Raw genomic sequence first — 22,951 nt, forward strand, 5'->3', positions numbered from 1 at the left:
GCAGGGCAGCATGTTAAGCAAAATTTAAGAATAAAAAAGTCCAAAAAAGCATGCGTGATTTATCCTTACATCACCTTGTACCCCTCTACGCTTTTTTCTCCGTTTGCCAGAAAAGGGGAGTGCTATGGAGCTTGCTGGCTTGTTGCGCAATAAAAGTCAAAGATATTCGTTCATATCCTTTCGCGATAATGACTGGATACAAAAAATGCCGGTTGTACATTTCAGGCCGCATCCAACATTGCTTTGTAAGCACCGGTAAGGCCAGAAAAGGGCATTTTATCTTTTATCATTATGGTGGAAACAACGTCGCATCGGAGGGCGGAAAATATTCGGTCATGCTGCCGCTGGTTGCTTTTGTAACAGGTGATGCGAGAAATCATGTTGCAAGTCATTTAACATGAAACCGTATAAGCCGAAGGTATGCGGTATACGTCGCGAATATATGAAAATTTATTGCTGACGATGCCAGTTCGGTGCGACAGGCGCAATATGGGATGCCGATGCTTACCCGGTTTTTCGCTTGAGGAAAACCTCATCTGAAGGCTTTGTTCCCTGCGTACTGCTTTGCTGTCCAAATTTCCTGCAGAATATTTATTCTGCTAATAATTGCATGCTGCTTCCTGAGAGAGAACGGCTTTAATTCCGGTTGAGATCAAATTTTGGGCATAAAGGCAACACGATGAGTGTTGGTTCTGGTGGTAATGCGGGTTCCTGTTAACTATCTCGTTGAGGTAATAATAGAACGTCATCCTCTCACTGAGGGTATGAGAGGATGAGGTAACTCACTTTTTACCGTTTGGCTTTAATTGTTCGCCGGGTTTCAATTTGAATAATTCATCATCACGGGTGGAGTAACGCACCGTACCATCAGCCTGTAGATAAGCACCTTCGGTAAAACCAGCACCATTAAGGAACGGCGCAACAGCGTCTGGTTTTCCGCGCCAGGCGGCTTCTAATGCTAACAGCGCATAAGGGGCGATATGGTCAATATTAGCGTAAACATACTGCTGATCATCAATAAAGAAGCCGTTCAGTCGTTTCGTATTGATGATATTTTCCGCTATCTTGTCAGCCAGTTGAAGATAGCTTTTATTCGCAGTAGCTTGCCATAGATCGATTAAGGCAAAAATTGCATACGGCTCGCTATTTTTGGTCTGTAAATCCAGCCTGCTATTTTTACCGCCGGTTTCACCGATATCGCCCAACCCCTGTCCGCGAGCAATACCGCGTGCGACATTCCACATCTGCGCATCGGCATCCAGCGTCCAGGCCCGCGCATAAGAGAGCAGAAACTCATTACCTGCCGGATAAGGAACCAGCGCGGTTCCTTTTTTGCCGTAGTAGCCATCGCGGGGTAAAACATAACCAGAAAGATCGGTTCCATTAGCGAGCATAGGGCGGAAGGTATTCGTTTTTTCATCATAAGCGTATTGAGCGAACGCTTTCAGGCCATCCAGCGTCCATTTTTTTATATCGCGACCCTCTTGCCCTAACGATTTTGCCAGCGCCAATTGCATGAGTGCATTTTCTGAATAGAGCGTACTGGTACGACCTTTCAATAGCATATTACCTTCCAGCGCGTCGGGGCCGAACTCCGGGCCAAACTGACGCTGGGCGCGATCGCCATATTTTGAATGGGTATCGCTATCATCACTTGTTTGCGCGCGTTTTAGCGCCTGTGTGAATTGATAAATGCCAAGTCCGGTTTTTTTATCACGCGGCAGGACGTATTGTTCTGCCAACCGTTTCCCCCAGGTTAGCGCTCCCCGATCGTTATCATAATGGAACAGCATTGATGCCGCGTAGATAAGGTCGTTGCCCGCGTTGAGAAAACTCAGCCCTTTGCTGGCAAAAAAGGGGGGCTGCTGTTCGAAGTGACTGGCCCACAATTTTCCCATCTCTTTACCGTATTCACCGTGACGACTCGTTTCCAGTACTTGCCAGTCATAAACATGTGCATTCCAGAAGGCGCGTATAAAATGCGCAGTAGCTGTTTTATCAACAGCAAACATCAAATCGTAATAGGGGTAAGCATTCTTTAGTTCGTGTACTTTTTCTTTTTCGCTTGGTCCTTGCGGTTGTCGTGTGTTGAGATCCACAAAGCGATGACCTCCCCATAACAATAGCCCGCTTTGATCCTGATAATGTTTAAAGTAATAACGGACGTTATCTTCGGCCAATTGCTGATATTTTGCATCTCCCGTCAGGTTACTCAGGCCCGTTAGCACACGCATTAAGTTTTGCTGCGCGGAGAAATTGGACAGCACGGCCTTTTCCCCGTCCGGGAAGATCCATTCCATCTGTTTGCCATTACGCGGATCGACGCCATTTGCTAAGAGCGGTAACTGTGGGTCATGAGAACTACTTGCTTTGGCAATAACGACATCAGCAAATTCTATAACGCTGTTCAGGCGAGGAGTATTTTGTGCCGCCGCCGTGCAAGATATAGCAATCAGCCCTGACAGCAGAGCGCATTTTGAAAGTTTCATTGCGATCCCTTATAAAAATAAGGGTTACAGCCGCAACCCTTATTTATGTCAACAGTCGTTATCAGAAATTATATTTTACGCCAACGCGGAAGCGGGTTTGTCTTTCGTCAGTGTATTTACTGCCGGAGACATTACCAATGGCAAAGTAGGGCGACCAGTTTTTATCAAATTTATAGGTAAATTTAAAATCATGGGTCCAGTCATAGTTCTCGTTATCAGCAATTAAAACACCTGCTGACGTTGCTTTTTTATAATCCAGCTCATAATCGAACTGGAAATCAAGCGGAAGTTTAAAAGATAACGCTGCAGTTAAATTATAACCGTTTTCGTGGCTGTCTTTTGCGCTACCAATGTTGCCAGAATTTCGTTTAAAATAAGGACGATAGCGCAGCGTACCACTCACATCATTGGTGAAGTTGACCTTGCCGCGCAGGTAAGGGCGATAATTGTTTGAAGAAGAACTGGTATCGAGCGAAAAACCGGGTTCGAGCTGATACGTGGGGTTAATTTTATACACATAACTGGCGACCACTTCAGTGCCGTTACTGACTGTTTCGTGATATGCCTGATCTTTATTTTGTGACCCTTTCCATTTGCCTTCCAGCGATAAACCGAACCCGTTGGCAAAGCGATGAGACATTAAGAGTCGGTCTTTATGGTTATTTCCGCCACTGTCATTCATTTCGTGACGATAATCAAAGGTGACAGCCTGGGTGGCTAAGCTAATAAACGGTATTGTAGCCAGTAAAAACGTGCGTAACATAATATCCCCTATTATTTTCATTCAAAAAGGTACAAGATGTCCTCTGCAAAATTGCAGATAGTTTTAATAAAAAGTGAAATACTGCTTTCTGCTCCTGAGAATCTTTAAATCAAATAAACCTCACTATTCTTCACTTTTAATATGCATAATTAGCAGGCGTATTAATTACTTCTGAATCTGTTTTACTGCAGCAAAGACTGGAATCATTTTTTAATAAGGTGTGTGGTGCCGGGTGCCTCCCGGTGAATTGAGGGTCGACGTCCCCAATTCGCCCATAAAAATGAAACATAACTGAGGATATCCTCCTATCGACATGACCCCGCCGCTGAGGGGGATTCACCACACATAATATATTGCCTGGTTTTTTCTCCATTTTATAAGCGCAAGTTGTTTTCTTTTGATTTCGTGATGTTATCAACTGGAACGCACTTTTACACATTTTGAAATAGTGTTTTGAGACTGAGATTGAACATTTAAATCAAGTTTTTTAAATGCTATTCAGCACTTTATAAAGATATTCTCATATATTTATATCTATTTAAAACAATGAGTTAAATCTGGCGTGGTTGTCTTGTTATCATTGGGATACCTATCAGGTTGGAGCATTTTTTTATTCTCCATATAAATTTATTCCTGGTATTTTGCGAGAGCATTTACTGGAAAATGCAATACACTGGTGCTTCAGGAAGGCCGGGAACATTAAACAAAGGCTAAACAGCAAAAATTAGTGGCTTGATCCGCCTGACGATATGACCAACACTCAGGAAAAAAGAGAGCCTCTTCAGGAAACTCTGATAAAAAATTATTCTCTGGAGTACCTTAATGACTATCTACGGAAAAGATCAGCTCTATATCTCTGGTATAAAGAAAATACTCAGGCAATTGAGCCGGGAAGAAGAAAATCGTTTTAGCAGTGGAGAATTATCTATTTATGTGACATCAGGCATGAATATTGTGGAAATATATTCATTGTTTTTCACCAGACCACCTGCACACTACTCTGTTTTTATCGCTGCAGAGCGCCACTTTGACTCGTTGACACTGCTTTTCCCGGGGCTTGTGAAATTATGTCTGCCAGCACAACTGAGGGTGGATGAACTCAGCCAGGCGTTGAAGGTCATGAACTTGCTGTCTGTGCAAAATGACCAGGACGGGTATCATCCAAGAACCTTCAAGTTCACCAGCGCCGAGCAGCAAATTATGCGTTTACTGTTGCGTGGGCATTCGTTAGAGGATATTGCGCGAATACGCGGAGTCAGCCCAACGACCGTGAGCGTACAGCGCAATGGGTTGATGAAGCGCACGGGAACGAAAAGCCTGCAGGAGTTATGCTCACTTTATAGTGCGATGCGCACCCGGGAGCAGTCCGTTACGTGTAATTAACAGTTTGAAATAGAGCGGAAACGACGGGAATCTTCTGGTAAGCATTCGGCATTTTCACGCTCGAAGCAGCATTCTTTCTTATCCAGCATCCTTGCGGATAATGTTCTCTGTAAGGCACAACATTGTGCCAATTCTGATTTACAGTCACACCTCTTTTCCCGGCTTAAAAGCGACTATAATTTGCATGTTCAACAACAACCTTTAAGTAACTGTGCGCGATATTGTCGCGGAAATACTTCTCTTGTTCATGGCTCATTAAAAAACCTTGCCAGGTCTTGGGCGGAACACCAAGATATTGCTCGACACGGCCATTGCTGTGTTCAAGTTCGAGTACGCTGGTGCCAGGATCGTAGCCTGCGGTTCGCAATGCCCGGCAAGAGAGCGGATGTCGTTTCATGATTGGCCTGCTTTAATTTGCTGATAAAGTAACTTAACTGCTATCGGCAGTCTGTCAGGATTATTTATAGTCGTCATCAACTGCACGCCTACGTTTTTTGGTAGGGTGTGAGCATGCTTTCGCCAAAGAGTGAACATGAATTAAGACTTTTAAGGGGTAAGCGTCTAAAGAAAATAAAAAAGTATATATATTATCCTGGTTTTACATAATTGGTTAAGACTATGTCGTCTCGACCATTTGATGAGTTGTCAGGACGCACAGGTGGTACTCAATGATTATAATAGAGATTCTTGCTATCAGCTTTTTACTGGCCGTCAGCGTTTTTGCGTTTTATATGCATATCAAAATAGTACGCTCAAGAAAACCAGGAGGTTATAGAAGAAGCAGAAACAGATCCTGGTTTTCATAACAATCCTTTGCTTATCAGGATATAATTTAATTCCGTAAAAATTCGCAAGGCGGCGTAATAGCTCGCGGCACGCGCACGGAATAATGTCATACTGAATGCTTATAATTGAAGGCAACAGGAAGCGTTTCTTTTATTACCTGGAATGATGCAGTCATTAAAGTAAAGCGTTTTTTTGGCGATTGCAGCCAGGGCTAATTCTTTTGTGGTAAATATGCTGAAAGCGTAAAAGACATCAATTTTAGATGTGGCTGAAATTTTCTTTTTTATATTGTCCTTATGCGAGGAGACGGTTTTTATATTAATATTTAGCAGGTCAGAAATCTCACTGTCGCTCTTCTCGAACAAAATTTCTTGCAGTACGGAAATTTCGCGTTTACCCAGCGTAATGGTTTTGACGTAATGACTAAGCCTGCCATGCGTATACTCTATAAAGATATCCAGCAGGACATCGACTGAAACTTTATCGGGTATCACAATCACTTCTGAGTCGTATAGCGTAAACGGTATAAAATTCCCCTTGGTGACGGCCAGAACGGCGTGGCTAAAATGTTTAATTCTACAGGGTGTGATAAAATTAACAGTAGTATGTTGCCCGTTAATTTTGCTGATTTCTTCCCCTAACTCACTGATCCCTTTTTTTGTATAAGGACAAGTTGTTTTATATAATATTATGTTTATATTTCGTTCCATCTTACACCCTCCTTGAGCGTATTGAAGATGTACTTAATTTTTTTTATGTCCCTTGTTTGAGCTGATATTTATCATAAAGGAAAAGAATAGTTAACTGAGGATATTCTTATTTATTTATATGTGTGGACCAAATGGTGTATTTAAGGCTTTAGCGATGAAAGGAATTATCTCAATGATATTATTGTTGTTAACTTGCAGTCTAAATATTACTGAGATTTTGCTCTTTTTGGAATGAAATGTATATAAACTGTGTATATCTGGAAGGAATTATCTGTTGCGTTTGATTTCTCTGGGTACAGTGAGCGGAAAACTAATTGAATAGCTGGCATAGTCCGGGGAAAACAGCCTATGCCGCACGCTGTGATATGCAGAACGCGTGAGAAATCACGTCAGAAGTAAAGGGTGTAGTGAATAATAATTATAAAAATCATTTACTTGAAGTGGCTATACGTTTTTTTTAAGCAGGAAAAAACTCTCCCGGCAGTACAGCTCCAGTACCATATTTTGTGGGATCGTATAGCCTTTTCCTGTTACGCGCTGAATAAAGTTTTCCGGTAAGTCAACTTTTCTGAGCTTGGCTTTAAGGTTATTCATCACCTGCCACAAGCGCTGACTTGAGCAACTCAGCCCATTATTTTCCCAAACCTGCACTTGTAAATTTTTATCCGGCACGACTTCGCCGACAGCGTGAGCAAGTAAATATTCCAGCAAATTTGCCATCGTCTGGCGCAAGTGTTCTACCTGTCCTGGTGAACCATATTTAATCAAGCTCTTTTTAAATGGCAGAAATTCGACTTCGTTATATTTTCCGAGGCGATATCCATATATCGTTAACTTATCCATTTCGTTAGTCCAGGAAATTGCGTTGGCGATCGAAAAAAGAGCCAGATTTTTTTAGTAATCGTTGAGCCATTTTTGGAGATATGTGCTTTCCATCATTTTAAACCCCGTATAGTAGTTAGAATTTTGTTATGTATTCAAATGCATTTTTGTGTTCAATAAATGGAGGCACTTATAGGGCGTTAAAAGTTAAAATGCGGAGGAAAAACCACCGAGACTGGTTTTTAAGATTTTTTCTCTGTAATGCTGTTTTTTTTACCAGGTATAGTGGGTCATAATTGATGATAAGTTGTGCGGAAACGAATTTCCTGATTTTTGTCGATTTTTGTTATTTTATTCTAAATGATGAGGTTTGATTATATTTGCAATCTTCAAATATGTTTTTATAAGTGTTGTTTATAATATTTATTGTGGAAATAATTATTCCATCGCCTCACGCAGGGCATCCCGCGCTTCATTCAGCTCCTGCCCACAGGGATATCATTCACCCATTTTGTTGCGGTCTTAATAAGATCAGCAACCACGCTGCGGTTAAAGCCCAGCCGATGGCTCAGGGCGCTTACCTCTTCCCAGCGATGATTCTCATACAGCTCAATCAGCTGGAGCCAGGGATAGAGCGGGCCGCTTTTCTCCTTTAGCGCCATCATTACATTAACCGATACATCGATCTGGTTGATCAGATCGGTCATGGGCATCTCAAAGATCGTATCCAGTTGGGAAAAAAGCCCCACGATAAAAGCATCATCGGCAGCGTGGCGACTAAAAGAGTGCGCGGACGCCAGCTCACAGAACCTGGCGCGCACCAGGCTCTGATGGTAAATATCATCCGTTTTCACTTTATTGACGGATGTCAGGCATGAAACCAGCACAAAGCGGCGCAATTCGTTAGTGCCGAGATAGTAAATAATATCTTTTAAGGATTGACTGCGAAAATTTTTAATCCCTTTAGCATTGAACGCAATGTTTTGTGCATAACGCATAATTTTAAAAGAGAGCGCTAAATCCTGCTTCAGTAATGCTTCAATTTTGCCAAAATCAGGCGCATCAGCATTGACTTCTTTAATTAACTTAAGCGTAATAGCCTGGTTCTGGATTAATTTATTTGCAGCGTGAATCACGGGTTTACTGAAAAGATGTCCCTGAAAAAGCGTACAGCCTAAATTCTTATACGCTGTGTATTCTTCCTCGGTTTCGATCTTTTCCGCCAGCAAAATAATATTTTTTAGTCGCTGCGATTTTTGCGCAATATAGCTACTGATTTCTTGTAGCGTGTATTCCCTGACATCAAATTTAATTATGCTGATGTAGGGTAAAAAAGCATTCCAGGTATCATCCAGTGAGAAATCATCCAGCGCAATGCGAAAGCCATGCATAGAAAGTTGTTTGACTGTTTTCAGCAGCTGCGGGGTAGGGGAGGCGGTTTCCAGAATTTCGATAATAACACGATCTTTCGGAAGTGTTTCCGCGACGCCCTGTATCAGTAATTCATAGGGGAAGTTGACGAAAATAGTACTGTACTCTTTCAAACGCCCCAACGGTGCGCCGAGAAACTGCTCCACGATAATCTGTGCCGTGGCATATTCCGCCGTTACGTCGGGAAACCGATTGGTCATACTGTCTCTGAACAACAATTCGTAACCGACGGTGTTCATATTTGCGTCGAAAATCGCTTGCCGGGCGACAAAAGAGAACATTCTCTACTCCACTGACACGGGGACCTGCACAATGACATTGCGGTTAAGTACTTTCTTAACCGAACAACTGTCACTGTTTTTACAGGATAAAATGGAAGCCTGGACGAAAATAGCAAAGACGCAAGCCGGGCATATAAAAAGAGCCTCTGTTGTAAACGTATGCGTATTTTAAGTCAAATTCAGTTGCATAAATTTGCCCGCTCACGCGATGTGTGCGGGCAACAACCCACCAGCTTCGGGCGTTGACAGCACTCTTGTTCCCTTGAGATAAAATATATTTTACCGGTTTAGGGAGGGAACGTGGCACAGCGTAATCATTTTGGGCAGGCAGTGGACGAGGCGCTGGCGGCGTGGAGCGGTGCGCAACCACTGCCGCGCATCACGCTCGCCGGGCAGTATTGTCGCCTGCAACCCCTTGATGCTGAGTTACACAGCCATGATCTGCTGCATGCTTACTCACAGGCGCAGGATGACAGGGACTGGACATGGCTTGCGGGTGACAGGCCCACGACGATTGAGGAGATGGCGCGCTGGGTTGCCGGAAAAGTGATCGATACAACCGTCAACCCGTTTGCGGTTATCGACGCGGCCAGCGGGCGTGCGGTGGGCGTTGTGGCCTGGCTTGCTATCGACGAGCAAAACGGCTCGGTGGAAATCGGCCATGTCACCTGGTCGCCGCTGATGAAACAGAGCGTTTTGGGTACGGAGGCGATATGGCTGATGCTGCACCATGCGTTTGCCTGCAGTTACCGGCGCGTTGAGTGGAAATGCGATGCGATGAATATCGCCTCGCGCCGCGCCGCCGAGCGTATTGGTTTTACCTGGGAAGGGCGCTTTCGCCAGCATATGGTGCGCAAAGGGCGCAACCGTGACAGCGATTATCTCTCGATGCTGGATAATGAATGGCCGCTGCGTGACGCGGCAATTACGGCCTGGATTGCCGCCAGCAATTTCGATCTACAAGGCAGGCAAATACGTTCGCTCAATAGCTTTCACGAGCAGTTCTGATAACCCTGCATAAATAAGGTGATAATTCAGTGATGGTTATCACTTTTTTTATGAAAAATTATTATGTTGCTTCTTTTTGTTATTAATTAACCCCGTCGCTTCGCCGATTAAAACGTAGTCAGTTGCACTCACGTTTTTTATTCCACAGCAATTACCGGGGTTTTTATGCAATTTATTCGTAACCTGAAGATCAAGTTCGTGATGCTGGCGATCCTGATTATTTTTACCCTGCTCTGGGGCGGCGTGTCGTTTTTCTCTCTGCACGCCCTGAGCGGGTTAACCGACGAAGTCGAGCTGACCAATGTGCAGCAAGTTAACGGGGATATTATTAATAACGCCAGCGATCGCTACTACCAGGTAAAATTACTGATGGATCGCGCGATGGTTTATCACGCCAGCAACGATCAACAAAACTATCAGCAAACCGTTGAGCATATCGCCAAAGATATCGATTTCCTGCAGGCTGGCCTCAATCAATTTAAAGTGACTGACCATGCCAATATTAGCGTTACGGCAACCGACAATATTTATAACAGCTCGCTGACGCTTTTTAACCAGGCGATTAAACCGATGTTTGACGCCGTGAAAGCGAACGATAACGATACCTATATTTCGCTGTCAAAAGCGCAGTTTAGCCCGCTGCGTAGCGGTTTTTCTCAGGCCATTGTGGCGTACAATCAGGAAATACATGACCTGAAATCCGCCGCCAATGCGCGAATTGCCAGCTGGGTCTCGGTGACGCGTACCATTATTATTATCGCGATGGTGTTTGGCCTGCTGATGCTGGCGCTCTCCGAGCGTTATCTGGCTCTGTGCCTGGCTCGTTCACTGGAGTGGGTCAAAGACCATCTACAGGTGCTCTCCGTTGGCAATCTCGACAAACCCACCCGACATCTCGGTAATAACGAAGTCGGTCAACTGATCCCGTTTCTGGATACGATGCAGGCCAACTGGGTAAAAACCGTCAGCCAGATCCGCAGCAGTGCCGGGGAGATTTACCAGGGCGCCAGCGAAATCGCCGCAGGAAATACCGACCTCTCTTCACGTACCGAAGAACAGGCCGCCGCGCTGACGCAAACCGCAGCCAGCATGGAAGAGTTAAGCGCGGTGGTAAAACAGAACGCAGACAACGCCAGCGAGGCCAGCGTGCTGGCAAAAAATGCCTCAGGCGCGGTAAATCAAGGCGAGGAGATGGTGCAGTCCGTGATTGCCAGTATGAAAAATATCACCGAAAGCTCGCATAAAATCACCGATATCATTAATGTCATCGATAGCATCGCCTTCCAGACCAATATCCTGGCGCTGAATGCCGCCGTCGAAGCGGCCCGGGCCGGTGAGCAGGGGCGCGGTTTTGCCGTGGTGGCAAGCGAAGTGCGTAACCTCGCGCAGCGCAGCGCCGGAGCGGCGAAAGAGATAAAAGCCCTGATTAATGAGTCGGTCACGAACGTCAACAACGGCTACGATCAGGTGACGCTGACCAGTGAATCAATGGATAACATCCTGCGTTCGGTCAGCAGTGTAACGGATATCATGGGGGAGATTGCCGCCGCCTCAACCGAGCAGAGCAAAGGCATCGGCCAGGTGGGCGCAGCGATTTCGCAAATGGACAGCGTAACCCAGCAGAACGCGGCGCTGGTCGAAGAGTCCTCCGCCACCTCCAGCTCGCTGGAACAGCAGGCGTTTCGTTTAACGGAAATCGTCTCGGTCTTTACCTTACCCGGTGATGAGCAGGCAGCGAAGAGCGGTGCGGCACAAATCACCACCAGGAAAACGCGCCCGACGGCAGCAGCCCTCGCGTAATATTCTCTTAACAGGCCCGTTGCCTCGGGCCTCTCACATTACTCGCTCGCCAGCGTCATGACATAGACCTCATCACTCTGCCAGTGAACGCTTATTAATCGACTGCCAAGTGTCGGTGAAAACGTAGCCAGCGGGCGCAGCGTGAGCGTGCGCTCGTCAATGGCGAGAAGCTCGGCGCTGTCAAAGCCTGGAAAGGGGCGGGCGAGATGGGAAAAGGCTTTGTACAGGCTCTCTTTGGCGCTAAACACCAGCGTGAGCGCCAGCGCAAAGGGCAGCGAACAGCGCTCAAGCCGTACTCGTTCCTGCGGGCTGACAATGCAATCGGCAAGCTCGCTGCAGAGCGACGGGCTGAACAGCACTTCGAGATCGATACCAACCGGCTGGCTGGCAACCACCGCTAACGCTCTGCTTGCGCTGTGGGTGATGCTGCCAAAAACTCCCGCAGGCCATAGCGGTTCACCCGCCGCGCCGATGCCCGGCACCGTGGTTTCACCCCGCGCGCGCAAAGCGTGAACGGCGGCGATTCGCCCGGCCAGGTGTTCTGCCTGGCGCTTACGTGCGAAACGCGCAAGCCGCTCGTGGTGCGCAAGCCATAACAGACAACCAGGGGTGAGAGTGGAAGAGTCAAAGTCAACCTGATGCAGCGTGTGCCCGGCGAATGAAATGCTGTGGTGGGAAGTATCCATAACGAGAGTCTCACCAGACCCTCTCCCGCAGGAGAGGGCCGGTATAGCTTAGAAGTGGGTGTTCACACTCAGATACCAGGTGCGTCCCGACTCATTATAGGTTTCAGCGCCCGCGCCGTACATCCAGCCCGAGTCGCCGCCGGTGCTCTGGGCATTACCCGCGCGCCAGTGACGCTTATCGAACACGTTATCGACCCCGCCGGTCAGGCTGATATTTTTCGTCGCATCCCAGGTCGCGCTCAGGCCAACGATGCTGTACGGGCTGACTTCGTTCGTGGCTGAGCCCGTCACACGGTTACCCTGATAGTCATACTTCTTCGGCTGCTGCTTGCCATACCAGGTGAACGTTGACTGAACAGACACATCCGGGACGACCTGCCAGCTCAGCGTGGAGTTTAACGTATAGGCCGGGATTATCGACAGACGCTCGCCGGTGGTTTTGTTTTTACTTTGCAGCATGTAAGTGAAGTTATTGCTCCAGGTGACCGTATCGCTCACCGGCACGTTTAACGACCCTTCCAGCCCTTCAACCACCGCTTTCGGGATATTTTGCCACTGGTAAAGATCGGTTCTGGTGCTGCCGGAGCTGGTCTGGCCCAGCGGCGTAATACCAGACTCTATCTTGTTACGATAATCATTGCGGAACCACGTCACGCCCGCCAGCCAGCCTTCGTGTTTATACTCCAGACCAATCTCTTTATTGATGCTGGTTTCGGCTTTCAGATCTTCGTTACCCATCATATAGCAACCGACGCCGGTGCCGCTGGCATAACAACCCTGGCCTTTACTGTAGAGAATATAGTTAGGGTTAGTCTGATACAGGCTTGGCGCTTTATACGCCCGGCCAATCCCCATCTTCAGCGTAAAGTCATCGCCCAGCCCCTGGGAGAGGTTCAGCGACGGGCTCCAGTTGTTGCCGACAAGGGTGTGATGATCAAAACGCAGCGCCGGGGTCAGCATGGTGCTGTCGGTCAGCTCCATATTGTCTTCTGCAAAGATGGAGAAGATCTCCGCATCGGAGTAGGGGCTGCGATTGGTGCTGCTCAGACCGGCAATCGGGCCGCCCTGGAAGGCCTGGGTGTTCGACGCCAAATCTTTCATGCGCTGCTGGTTCCATTCGGTACCCAGCGTCAGGTTCTGATTCACCAGCAGATCCAGCGGCAGGTTTATCTCGTTATGCAGCATGATGTCGGACAGATCGATATCGACAAATTTGTCGCTGCTAAAGAGCCCCTCCAGACCGCCCGCTAAGCCTTCACCGAGGCGCGAGTTGCGGGTGCGTTCGTACTGAACCCAGTTATTGGTCGTGACCCCGTTGTCCCAGGCCCCGGCCCAGGTTACGGAGTAGTTCTGGCGATAGAGGCGGTTCGTCTCTTTGCCGTAATTTTTGCGCACATAATCATTGGTTTTGCTGTCATTGTTGGTGTTTTGCGTATCGCCCGCGTAGAGGTTACCCTGGCGGCTGTAACCGGCCTCGAACTCCAGCGATTGCATAGGCGCAAAGTCCCAGCGCACCACGCCATTGATATCTTTATTAATTGAGCCTTCGCGCCCGGCGGCGCGGGTGTCGGCATAGGTGCCGGTACGCTCAGAGAGATGATTTTCGTTGATATCCCACGCGTCTGCCTGCGTTTTTGCCAGCCCGCCGTACAGACGGAAGCTGACATCACCGCCCAGCGGGCCGCTGAGGCTAAAATCTGTGCGTTTAGTAGCACCTTCATCTTTATGTTCCGGCGCGTTGAAGTAGCTGTTCCAGGAGCCGTGCCACTCGTTGCCGCTCTGTTTTTTGGTGATGATATTCACCACGCCGCCCGCCGCACCGTTACCGTAGCGCACGGCGGCAGGGCCACGGATGACTTCGATACGCTCGATCATCTCCGGCGGCACCCAGTTGGTATCGCCACGGCTGTCGCGCTCTCCGCGCCAGCCAAGACGCACCGAGTTACGGCTGGTGACCGGTTTGCCGTCGACCAGAATCAGGGTATTTTCCGGCCCCATGCCGCGAATATCTATCTGGCGATTGTTACCACGCTGGCCGCTGGTGGCGTTGCCGGTTAAGTTAACGCCTGGCATGGTGCGGATAATTTCTGAGACATCGCGCGCCGGCGGGTTTTTACGAATTTCGTCGGCGGTAATGGTGGAAACCCCGGGCGCTTGCAGGTTTTGCTGTGCTGCCGTGACGACGATAGTGTCTTCCGGGCCGATCGTTTCGCTGACTGGCGCCTCTGCCGCAAAGGCGGGTAAGGCAACGCCGTAGATCCCTAAATTGACCAGTAAGGTCAGGGATTTCATCTTGTTATTCATTGTTGTACCTGCTTTTCCTCGCCGCAACCCCGGCGTGTCCATTCCCAGAGGGAGAGGGGGCGGCATGATGACGCCAGCGCATAACGATCCCTCGCTCCTGAGAAAGTGCGTTAACGGCGGCTTGTTTACTGTGAAAGACGCGCTTCCCACAGCGCGCCAATACGCTATTGCAAATGCAAATAGTTATCAATAATATTATCGATAATTTATATTAGAGCAATCAGAACTTTTCATTTATTTCTTGGGGTTACAGCCGTGATGTCAGCAACGGGAAGCGATGCCTGGTGGGCGTCTAAAAAGGGGCCGGAATGGGTCGCCGCCGCATCGGGCACATACCGTGTCACCTTCTGGTGGCGCGATCCTGCCGGTACGCAAGCTACCTCCCGCGTGCAGCGGGTCTGGCTCTACATCACCGGCGTGACCGATCACCACCGGCAGGCGTCGCCGCACTCGTTGCAGCGCATTGCGGATACCGATGTCTGGTTTGCGGAAGTTGAGCTGGAGAGCCGCTGGCGCGGTAGCTACTGCCTGATCCCCTCAGAAAATGAAACCGATTTTCCCCCGGATGCGTTTGCCAGCCCGCCTGACCGCATTGCGCTGCGCGAAGGCTGGCGCAAATTACTCGCCCACGCGATTGCCGACCCGCTTAACCCGCAAAGCTGGCGCGGCGGACGCGGCCATCCGGTGTCGGCGCTGGAAATGCCAGGCGCGCCGCCGCAACCTGGCTGGGGAGCGTCAGAAACGCCTTTCAATGAACCGCACTGCCTGACATGGCACAGCGCACGGCTGAAAAACCGCCGCCGGGTATGGGTTTTCACCACCGGCGAGGGCGTAAGCGCCGATCGCCCGCTGGCAATATTACTGGACGGGCAGTTCTGGGCGAACAGCATGCCGGTCTGGCCCGCGCTGGCGTCGCTCACCACCCAGGGGCAGTTGCCTGCGGCGGTCTATCTCCTGATTGACGTGATTGATAACACCCACCGCAGCCAGGAATTACCCTGCAACGAGGCGTTCTGGCTGGCGGTTCAGGAAGAGCTACTGGAGCAGGTGCGGGCGATTGCGCCCTTTAGCGATAGCGGCGAGAACACGGTGGTGGCCGGGCAAAGTTTTGGCGGGCTTTCTGCTTTATACGCAGGGCTGCACTGGCCGCAACGTTTTGGCTGCGTGCTCAGCCAGTCCGGCTCTTACTGGTGGCCGCATCGCGGCGAAGGGCAGGACGGTTTTCTTATCGAACAATTAAAAAAGGGTGCGCTACAGCCACACGGGCTGCGCATTGTACTGGAAGCAGGCGTGCGCGAGCCGTTGATCTATCGCACTAACCAGGCGCTGCTTGCGCTGCTTGAGCACAAGCCGGTGACCATCGAGTGGCGGCCCGTCGATGGCGGGCACGACGCGCTGTGCTGGCGCGGCGGCCTGACCGCCGGGCTGATAACCCTCTGGCACTCCCTGAGCCGCACCGCCTGAAGCCCTTTTATGACAGGAGTTTGTTATGGAGTACACCAATCCTTTCGATAACCCGCAAGGACGCTTTTATATTCTGCAAAACGCACAGCAGCAATACAGCTTGTGGCCGGAGCAGTGCGCGCTACCCGCAGGCTGGCAGGTGATGTGTGAACCGCAGCCCACAGCGCAGTGCAATGCCTGGCTTGAGGCGCACTGGCACGCCCTCACGCCTTCGAACTACGCACAATAAGGAGCGGCAAATGAAGCAACGTTTACCGCTTGTCGCCGCCCAGCCCGGCATCTGGATGGCGGAAAAACTCTCCTCGCAGCCTAACGCCTGGAGTGTTGCCCACTATGTTGAAATGCGTGGCGAAATCGACAGCGCACTACTGGCGCAAGCGATCGTCGCAGGGCTTGCGCAGGCCGACACGCTACGCATGCGCTTTGCCGAAGATAATGGCGAGGTGTGGCAATGGGTGGATGAAAGCCAGGTATTTAGTACGCCAACCATCTCTGACCTGCGCCAGCATGCAGACCCGCGCGCCGCGGCGCTGGCGCTGATGCACGCCGATCTTGGGCAAAACCTGCGGGTGGAGAGCGGTAAGCCGCTGCTGCATCACCAGTTGATACGCGTGGGCGAAGAGTGCTGGTACTGGTATCAGCGCTATCATCACTTACTGGTTGATGGCTTTAGTTTCCCGGCCATTACCCGCCAGATAGCGGCAATTTACCGCGCATGGCAACGCGGCGAACCCACCCCGGCAACGCCTTTCACCCCCTTCGCTGAAGTGGTGGAGGAGTACCAGCGCTACCGGGAAAGCGATGCCTGGCAGCGCGACAGCGCGTTTTGGGCAAAACAGCGTGGCGAACTGCCGCCCCCGGCTTCGCTTTCTGCAACACCGCTGGCGGGGCCGTCGGCCACCACCGCGATTATCCGCCTGAAAAAGCAGTTTGATGGTGCAGCGTTCAGCCGTTTAACGCAGTCGGCAAAACAGAGCCAGCCCGCCGATCTCGCGCTGGCGCTGGTGGCCCTGTGGCTGGGGCGCTTGTGCGGGCGTACGGATTACGCCGCCGGGTTTATCTTTATGCGCCGCATGGGGTCGGCGGCGCTGACCACCACCGGGCCGGTGCTGAATGTGCTGCCGCTCGCCATTCATCTGGATGGCACGCAAACCCTGGAGCAACTGGCCGCACAACTGGCCGCCTCGCTAAAAGCGATGCGTCGCCATCAGCGTTATGACGCCGAGCAAATCGTGCGCGATGCCGGGCGGGCAGCAGGGGCTGAGCCACTGTTTGGCCCGGTCTTTAACGTAAAAATGTTTGATTACCGGCTGGATATTGACGGCATCAGCGCAACAACCCATACGCTGGCAACCGGGCCGGTCAACGATCTGGAAATCGCCCTGATCCCGAACGAGGAGGGAGGCCTGGCGCTGGAAGTGCTGGCGAATCGCAGCCGTTACGATGAAGCGACGCTAAACCAGCACGTTGCGCGCCTGGACGCACTGCTGCGCCAGTTCGCGGAGAACCCGGCGCTGCGCTGCGGCGATGCAGAGCTACTGATGCCTGACGAAGCGCAACAGCTTGCCCGTATTAACGACACAGCCGTTGAGATCCCGCGCACGACACTGAGTGAGCTGGTGGCGGCGCAGGCGGCAAAAACGCCGGACGCGCCCGCGCTGGCCGATGCGCGCTGGCACTTTACCTACCGTGAAATGCGCGAACAGGTGCTGGCGCTGGCGCACAAGCTGCGCGAGCTGGGCGTTCAGCCTGGCGACAGCGTGGCGGTCGCCTTGCCGCGCTCGGTCTTTCTGACGCTGGCGCTGCACGGCATAGTGGAAGCGGGAGCCGCCTGGCTGCCGCTCGATACCGGCTACCCCGACGACAGGCTACGCATGATGCTGGAAGATGCGAAGCCGCGCCTGCTTATCACCAGCGACGATCAGCGTGCACGTTTTAGCGGCATTCCTGGGCTGGCGCATTTTTGCTATGAGGCACCGCTGGCGACGGATGGCAGCACGCCGCTGGCGCTCTCGCGCCCGGAACATACGGCCTACATTATTTTTACCTCCGGTTCGACCGGGCGGCCGAAAGGGGTAATGGTCGGTCAGCAGGCTATCGTTAACCGCTTGCTGTGGATGCAGGCGCACTACCCCTTAAGCACGCAGGATGTGGTGGCGCAGAAAACGCCATGCAGTTTTGACGTCTCGGTCTGGGAGTTCTGGTGGCCGTTTCTCGCCGGAAGCCAGTTGGTGATGGCCGAACCGCAGGCGCACCGCGACCCGCAGGCATTGCAGGCTTTTTTCCGCCAGTACGGCGTCACCACCACCCATTTTGTGCCCTCCATGCTGGCGGCGTTCGTGGCCTCGCTGACGCCACAACGCGCGAAGGAAAGCTGCGCCAGCTTAAAGCAGGTGTTTTGTAGCGGCGAGGCGCTGCCCGCCGATCTCTGCCGCGAGTGGCAGCAGTTGACCGGCGTTGCGCTGCATAACCTTTATGGCCCGACGGAAGCGGCGGTTGACGTAAGTTGGTATCCGGCGCATGGCGAGGCGCTCGCAGCGGTGCGCGGTAACAGCGTACCGATTGGCTACCCGGTGTGGAACACGGGGCTGCGTATCCTGGATGCCATGATGCGCCCGGTGCCGCCTGGCGTAGCGGGCGATCTTTACCTTACCGGCGTGCAACTGGCGCAGGGGTATCTGGGGCGACCTGATCTTAGCGCCAGCCGGTTTATCGCTGACCCGTTTGCCCCCGGCGAGCGTATGTACCGCACGGGCGATGTGGCTCGCTGGCTGGAGAATGGCGCGGTTGAGTATTTAGGGCGTAGCGACTTTCAGTTAAAAATCCGCGGCCAGCGCATTGAATTAGGCGAAATCGACCGCGCGATGCTGAACCTTACGGATGTGGCGCAGGCGGTGGCGCATGCCTGCGTATTGAACCAGGCGGCAGCCAGCGGCGGCGATGCGCGCCAGCTGGTCGGCTATGTGGTTTCGGCCTCCGGCCTGCCGCTTGATACGCAAGCGTTACTGGAGCAACTGCGCAGCCAGCTACCGCCGCATATGGTGCCGGTAGTGCTGCTGCAACTGAGCGAACTGCCGCTCAGCGCCAACGGCAAACTCGACAGAAAAGCGCTGCCGTTGCCGAACCTTACGGCAAGCAGCGGCGGGCGTCCGGTGAAAGCAGGGATGGAAACCCGCGTGGCGCAGGCGTTTGCGGATTTGCTCGGCTGTGACATTAACGATGCGCAGGCGGATTTCTTCGCGCTTGGCGGCCATTCCCTGCTGGCCATGCGCCTTGCCGCGCAACTTAGTGCGCAGAGCGAACAGCCGGTCACGCCGGGGCAAATCATGGTCGCTTCAACGGTGGAGAAACTCGCCGTTCTGCTGGAAAAAACGCGCTCATCTGAAGAGACGCAGCGCCTGGGGCTGGAAACGCTGCTGCCGCTGCGCGAAAGTCGTGGGCCGACGCTTTTCTGTTTCCATCCCGCTTCCGGCTTTGCCTGGCAGTTCAGCGTGCTGGCGCGTTATCTGGCGCCCAACTGGTCGATTACGGGGCTTCAGTCGCCGCGACCAACCGGGCCAATGCAGCAAGCCGCCACGCTCGATGAGGTGTGCGAGCAGCATCTGGCGACACTTTTAAGCCAGCAACCGCACGGGCCTTATTATCTGTTTGGCTACTCGCTTGGCGGCACGCTGGCGCAAGGCATCGCGGCGCGTTTGCAGGCGCGCGGCGAAGCGGTGGCGTTTCTCGGGCTGCTGGATACCTGGCCGCCGGAAACACAAAACTGGGCGCAGAAGCAGGCGAACGGGCTGGACCCGGTGGTACTGGCGGAAATCGAACGCGAGCGCCAGGCCTTTCTTGCCGCGCAGCAGGGGCAGGCTTGTGGCGAATTGTTTAACACAATTGAGGGCAACTATGCCGACGCCGTGCGTTTGCTGACCACCGCCCGCAGCCAGCCATTTACCGGGAAAGCGACGCTGTTTGTCGCCGAACGTACGCTGCCTTCAGGTATGGACCCGCAACAATGTTGGGCACCCTGGGTGGGTGAGCTGGAGGTGTATCGCCAGGATTGCGCGCATGTGGATATTATCTCGCCGCAGGCATTTACGCGCATCGGCCCGGTCTTGCGGGACATTCTTGGCGAGGGCTGAAAGGGCAGGGCGAGTGCAACACGCGCTCGCCCAGGCCGCACTATTGACGCCCCAGCGGCACCACCAGCGGCGTATGCGCGACAGGATCGTCAATTATCATGCAGCGCATGCCGTAGACCGCTTCAATCAGCTCGGCGGTGACTATCTCTTTTGGCGCGCCCTGCGCCACAATCTTGCCGTCGCGCAGCGCAATCAGATGCGTGGCGTAGCGGCAGGCCTGGTTTAAGTCGTGCAGCACCGCCGCCAGCGTGTAACCTTGCTCGCGATTCAGCGCGCTTAACAGCTCCAGCACATCTATCTGATAACTGATATCCAGCCAGGTTGTCGGCTCATCGAGCAGCATAATGGCGGTTTCCTGCGCCAGCACCATCGCAATCCATGCACGCTGGCGCTGGCCGCCGGAGAGCGTATCGACGCTTTGCTGCGCCAGGTTCTCCACGCCGGTTGCCCGCATCGCGCGCTGCACCGCCGCTTCATCCTCTTTACGCCAGCGGGTAAACAGCGGCTGGTGCGGATAGCGCCCGCGCGCGACCAGCTCCTGCACGGTGATATCTCCCGGCGTGCTGGCGTTTTGCGCCAGTAACCCGATGCGCCGCGCCACCTCTTTGCTGGCAAAGCGCTGGATCTGCTCGCCATCCAGGTAAACGTGCCCGTTGGTCGGCGTCATCAGGCGGCTGAGCGTGCGCAGCAGCGTTGATTTCCCGCAGCCGTTAGGCCCGATGATCGCGGTGAAATGGCCGTCGGGAATAGCGACCGTCAACTGCTCGGCAACGATTTTTTTGCCGTAACCCAGGGTGAGCGCTTCGCCACGCAAACGGGCTTGTGAATCGTTCATTTTTTGCGGGACTCCTGAATTAACAAGGCGATAAGGTAGATGCCGCCGAGGCTGACCGTCACCACACCGACCGGCAACTGGTAAGGCGTGAACCCTTGCTGGGCTATCATATCGGCCCCCAGCAGCAGCAGCGCGCCGCACAGGGCGGACTGCGCCAGCCCCCAGCGCGCGGTAGCGCTAATTCTGCGCGCAATATGCGGCGCAACCAGCGCAATAAAGGAAATTGGGCCTGCCAGCGCCGTCGCCGCCGCGGTGAGCGCCACCGCCACCAGCATCAGCAGCAGGCGCGAGCGCTCAACGCTGACTCCCAGCGCGCAGGCGCTGTCATCGCCCATCTCCAGCAGCCGCAAGCGGCGAGCCAGCAAGGCCGCGCAGACAAACATCGCCACAATAATCGGCGCAGAGGGCAGCAATTTTGCCCAGGTCAGGCCGTTTAACGAACCTGCGTTCCACAGCCCGGCGCTGAGCGCGGTTTCCAGAGAGGCTTTCAGCAAAAGCCAGGTGTTAAAGGCCACCAGCATCGCGCGCACGCCGATGCCGACAATAATCAGGCGGAAAGTTTCGATACCGTTGCGCCAGGCCAGCAGCCAGACAATTAGCGAGGTGAATATTCCGCCTGCCATGGCCGCCAGCGCGATAGCGGTCAGATGCTGACCAAACAGCACCATCGCCACCAGCACACCGCTCCACGCCCCGGTGTTAAAACCCATCACATCGGGGCTGCCGAGCGGGTTTCGCATTAGCGACTGAAAAATCGCGCCGCTGACGCCAAGAGCGGCACCAATCAGCAGCGCCATCAGCACGCGCGGCAGACGCCACTCGGTGACGACGAGTTTCATCGCGCGCGGCGCATCGCCAAAGAGGGCGTGGAAAACATCAGAAAACGCCAGCGTAACCGCGCCGCTGCGCAGGCTGAAGGCGCTCAGCACCAGTGCGGCGATGGTCATCACTAAACAGCTAACAACCAGGCGGCGGGAGGGCGCTATCACAGGCCACCTCCTTTCGCGCGGCGCACCAGCGCTATCAATACCGGCGCGCCGATAAAGGCGCTCACGACCGACACGCGCAGCTCGCCCGGCACCAGCAGGCGGCCAATAATATCGGCAAACAGCAGCAGGGCAGGGGTGGCAACCAGGGTGACCGGCAGCGACCAGCGGTGATCGGCACCCACCAGCCAGCGCGCCATATGCGGCATCATCAGGCCAATAAACGCAATCGGCCCAACCACGGCGGTGGCGCTGCCACACAGGATGCTAATCGCCAGCAGCCCAAGCAGCTGGGTGCGCGCCACTTTGCTGCCAAGCGCCGTGGCGGTGTCGCTGCCGAGGCTCAGGCTGTTCAGCGCACGGCTTAGCAATAAAGCGATGCCGCCAGCCAGCACAACCGGCAACAGGACAATTTTCAGCGTGGAGAGTGTGCGGATATCCAGCGAACCGGCCTGCCAGAAACGCAGCTGATCGTAGACGTCTGCATTGAGTAGCGAAATGCCGCTCGATAAGCCTTCGAGCACGGCGCTTAGCGCAACGCCTGCCAGCGTCAGGCGCACCGGGCTGAGCTGCCCGCCGCCCTGGCTACCGGTAAAGGCGACCAGCAAGGAGGCGGCCAGCGCGCCGCAAAACGCCAGCAGCAGTTGCTCCTGGGGCGACGCCACGCCGAGCAGCGCCGCGCCGAGCACAATAGCAAAGCTTGCGCCAGAATTGACGCCAAGCAGGCCCGGATCGGCCAGCGGGTTGCGGGTGAGGGTTTGCATCAGCGCACCGGCCACGCCCAGCGCGCCACCGGCAAGAATACCTGCCAGCGTGCGGGGCAGGCGGGCATCCAGCACAATGGTGCAGTCCGCGCTCTGGCACGCGCCGGTCAGGGCATCAATCACCACGGAGGCGGGTATCGGTTTGGCACCGATTAACAGGCTGAGTGCAATGGCTATCAGTAGCAATATCAATAACCCGACAAGAGCGCAGGGGCGCGTCGGGAAAGCAGAAAACGACATACAACACCTTGAATTTGATAATGATAGTAATTATCGTTATCGATCTTGTTCTGGTATGTTACCATGCGC

General features: G+C 53.0%; 17 protein-coding genes. 6 read left to right on the plus strand and 11 right to left on the minus strand.

From position 1 onward, the window contains the following. Positions 1–782: 782 nt before the first annotated feature. Together ACTU3N_RS20155 and ACTU3N_RS20160 are read right to left on the minus strand one after the other, a co-directional pair. Positions 783–2,489 carry a hypothetical protein gene (locus ACTU3N_RS20155; RefSeq protein WP_443087914.1) on the minus strand — a complete coding sequence of 569 codons (1,707 nt, stop codon included), beginning with the start codon at positions 2,487–2,489 and terminating at the stop codon, positions 783–785. Positions 2,490–2,550: 61 nt separating this feature from the next. Continuing rightward, the gene (locus ACTU3N_RS20160) at positions 2,551–3,252 is read right to left on the minus strand and encodes an oligogalacturonate-specific porin KdgM family protein (RefSeq protein ID WP_443087915.1); all 702 of its coding nucleotides are present in this window, start codon (positions 3,250–3,252) and stop codon (positions 2,551–2,553) included. 822 nt (positions 3,253–4,074) lie between these two features. Between ACTU3N_RS20160 and ACTU3N_RS20165 the strand changes: the two genes are divergently transcribed. Continuing rightward, a complete protein-coding gene (locus ACTU3N_RS20165; RefSeq protein ID WP_443087916.1) occupies positions 4,075–4,635 on the plus strand; it encodes a helix-turn-helix transcriptional regulator in 561 nt (186 codons plus the stop codon). A 163-nt stretch (positions 4,636–4,798) separates the two neighbouring features. Here the strand turns inward: ACTU3N_RS20165 and ACTU3N_RS20170 are convergent, their stop codons facing one another. The 4 genes from ACTU3N_RS20170 to ACTU3N_RS20185 all read right to left on the minus strand — a co-directional run bounded on the left by ACTU3N_RS20170 (position 4,799) and on the right by ACTU3N_RS20185 (position 8,665). Beyond that, a complete protein-coding gene (locus ACTU3N_RS20170) occupies positions 4,799–5,032 on the minus strand; it encodes a KTSC domain-containing protein (RefSeq protein WP_443087917.1) in 234 nt (77 codons plus the stop codon). 508 nt (positions 5,033–5,540) lie between these two features. Beyond that, the gene (locus tag ACTU3N_RS20175; RefSeq protein ID WP_443087918.1) at positions 5,541–6,131 is read right to left on the minus strand and encodes a helix-turn-helix domain-containing protein; all 591 of its coding nucleotides are present in this window, start codon (positions 6,129–6,131) and stop codon (positions 5,541–5,543) included. 444 nt (positions 6,132–6,575) lie between these two features. Then, positions 6,576–6,974, minus strand: a complete 399-nt coding sequence (locus ACTU3N_RS20180) for a winged helix-turn-helix domain-containing protein (protein ID WP_443087919.1) — start codon at positions 6,972–6,974, stop codon at positions 6,576–6,578. Between the two features lie 455 nt (positions 6,975–7,429). Further along, a complete protein-coding gene (locus ACTU3N_RS20185) occupies positions 7,430–8,665 on the minus strand; it encodes an EAL and HDOD domain-containing protein (protein WP_443087920.1) in 1,236 nt (411 codons plus the stop codon). A 300-nt stretch (positions 8,666–8,965) separates the two neighbouring features. Here ACTU3N_RS20185 and ACTU3N_RS20190 point away from each other — a divergent pair, with 300 nt between their 5' ends. Further along, positions 8,966–9,673, plus strand: coding sequence for a GNAT family N-acetyltransferase (locus tag ACTU3N_RS20190; protein ID WP_443087921.1), 708 nt, complete (start codon positions 8,966–8,968; stop codon positions 9,671–9,673). Between the two features lie 165 nt (positions 9,674–9,838). Continuing rightward, positions 9,839–11,473 carry a methyl-accepting chemotaxis protein gene (locus tag ACTU3N_RS20195; protein ID WP_443087922.1) on the plus strand — a complete coding sequence of 545 codons (1,635 nt, stop codon included), beginning with the start codon at positions 9,839–9,841 and terminating at the stop codon, positions 11,471–11,473. A gap of 38 nt (positions 11,474–11,511) precedes the next feature. Here ACTU3N_RS20195 and entD read toward each other — a convergent pair whose 3' ends face one another. Both entD and ACTU3N_RS20205 read right to left on the minus strand, forming a co-directional pair. Beyond that, positions 11,512–12,159 carry an enterobactin synthase subunit EntD gene (entD, locus tag ACTU3N_RS20200; RefSeq protein ID WP_443087923.1) on the minus strand — a complete coding sequence of 216 codons (648 nt, stop codon included), beginning with the start codon at positions 12,157–12,159 and terminating at the stop codon, positions 11,512–11,514. Positions 12,160–12,207: 48 nt separating this feature from the next. Next, positions 12,208–14,463 (minus strand): TonB-dependent siderophore receptor, encoded by a 2,256-nt coding sequence (locus ACTU3N_RS20205; RefSeq protein WP_443087924.1) that lies wholly within the window; start codon positions 14,461–14,463, stop codon positions 12,208–12,210. Between the two features lie 258 nt (positions 14,464–14,721). Between ACTU3N_RS20205 and fes the strand changes: the two genes are divergently transcribed. From fes to entF, 3 genes are read left to right on the plus strand one after another with little or no spacing between them, the layout of a single operon-like run. Continuing rightward, positions 14,722–15,927 (plus strand): enterochelin esterase, encoded by a 1,206-nt coding sequence (gene fes / locus ACTU3N_RS20210; protein ID WP_443088019.1) that lies wholly within the window; start codon positions 14,722–14,724, stop codon positions 15,925–15,927. 25 nt (positions 15,928–15,952) lie between these two features. Next, positions 15,953–16,156, plus strand: a complete 204-nt coding sequence (locus ACTU3N_RS20215) for an MbtH family protein (protein ID WP_443087925.1) — start codon at positions 15,953–15,955, stop codon at positions 16,154–16,156. A gap of 10 nt (positions 16,157–16,166) precedes the next feature. Beyond that, positions 16,167–20,057, plus strand: coding sequence for an enterobactin non-ribosomal peptide synthetase EntF (entF, locus tag ACTU3N_RS20220; RefSeq protein WP_443087926.1), 3,891 nt, complete (start codon positions 16,167–16,169; stop codon positions 20,055–20,057). 40 nt (positions 20,058–20,097) lie between these two features. On the opposite strand, the gene fepC is transcribed toward entF, so the two are convergent. The 3 genes from fepC to fepD are packed head-to-tail and all read right to left on the minus strand — an operon-like array spanning position 20,098 to position 22,882. Beyond that, positions 20,098–20,892, minus strand: coding sequence for an iron-enterobactin ABC transporter ATP-binding protein (fepC, locus tag ACTU3N_RS20225; RefSeq protein WP_443087927.1), 795 nt, complete (start codon positions 20,890–20,892; stop codon positions 20,098–20,100). Next, on the minus strand, positions 20,889–21,881 hold the full coding sequence (gene fepG, locus ACTU3N_RS20230; protein WP_443087928.1) for an iron-enterobactin ABC transporter permease: 993 nt from the start codon (positions 21,879–21,881) through the stop codon (positions 20,889–20,891). The genes fepC and fepG overlap by 4 nt, the downstream gene beginning before the upstream one ends. Continuing rightward, positions 21,878–22,882: a Fe(3+)-siderophore ABC transporter permease gene (fepD, locus tag ACTU3N_RS20235; protein ID WP_443087929.1), complete on the minus strand. Its 1,005-nt coding sequence runs from the start codon at positions 22,880–22,882 to the stop codon at positions 21,878–21,880. Before fepD ends, fepG begins: the two co-directional genes overlap by 4 nt. Positions 22,883–22,951 lie beyond the last annotated feature (69 nt).

This window comes from Vagococcus sp. WN89Y, assembly GCF_052220145.1.
Taxonomy (GTDB): Bacteria; Pseudomonadota; Gammaproteobacteria; order Enterobacterales; family Enterobacteriaceae; genus Kosakonia.

Bases quoted from the DNA above. Each gene is read 5' to 3' on its own strand.
- ACTU3N_RS20155 (WP_443087914.1), bottom strand. From the start codon at position 2,489: ATGAAACTTTCAAAATGCGCTCTGCTGTCAGGGCTGATTGCTATATCT.
- ACTU3N_RS20160 (WP_443087915.1), bottom strand. From the start codon at position 3,252: ATGTTACGCACGTTTTTACTGGCTACAATACCGTTTATTAGCTTAGCC.
- ACTU3N_RS20165 (WP_443087916.1), top strand. From the start codon at position 4,075: ATGACTATCTACGGAAAAGATCAGCTCTATATCTCTGGTATAAAGAAA.
- ACTU3N_RS20170 (WP_443087917.1), bottom strand. From the start codon at position 5,032: ATGAAACGACATCCGCTCTCTTGCCGGGCATTGCGAACCGCAGGCTAC.
- ACTU3N_RS20175 (WP_443087918.1), bottom strand. From the start codon at position 6,131: ATGGAACGAAATATAAACATAATATTATATAAAACAACTTGTCCTTAT.
- ACTU3N_RS20180 (WP_443087919.1), bottom strand. From the start codon at position 6,974: ATGGATAAGTTAACGATATATGGATATCGCCTCGGAAAATATAACGAA.
- ACTU3N_RS20185 (WP_443087920.1), bottom strand. From the start codon at position 8,665: ATGTTCTCTTTTGTCGCCCGGCAAGCGATTTTCGACGCAAATATGAAC.
- ACTU3N_RS20195 (WP_443087922.1), top strand. From the start codon at position 9,839: ATGCAATTTATTCGTAACCTGAAGATCAAGTTCGTGATGCTGGCGATC.
- entD (WP_443087923.1), bottom strand. From the start codon at position 12,159: ATGGATACTTCCCACCACAGCATTTCATTCGCCGGGCACACGCTGCAT.
- ACTU3N_RS20205 (WP_443087924.1), bottom strand. From the start codon at position 14,463: ATGAATAACAAGATGAAATCCCTGACCTTACTGGTCAATTTAGGGATC.
- fes (WP_443088019.1), top strand. From the start codon at position 14,722: ATGTCAGCAACGGGAAGCGATGCCTGGTGGGCGTCTAAAAAGGGGCCG.
- ACTU3N_RS20215 (WP_443087925.1), top strand. From the start codon at position 15,953: ATGGAGTACACCAATCCTTTCGATAACCCGCAAGGACGCTTTTATATT.
- entF (WP_443087926.1), top strand. From the start codon at position 16,167: ATGAAGCAACGTTTACCGCTTGTCGCCGCCCAGCCCGGCATCTGGATG.
- fepC (WP_443087927.1), bottom strand. From the start codon at position 20,892: ATGAACGATTCACAAGCCCGTTTGCGTGGCGAAGCGCTCACCCTGGGT.
- fepD (WP_443087929.1), bottom strand. From the start codon at position 22,882: ATGTCGTTTTCTGCTTTCCCGACGCGCCCCTGCGCTCTTGTCGGGTTA.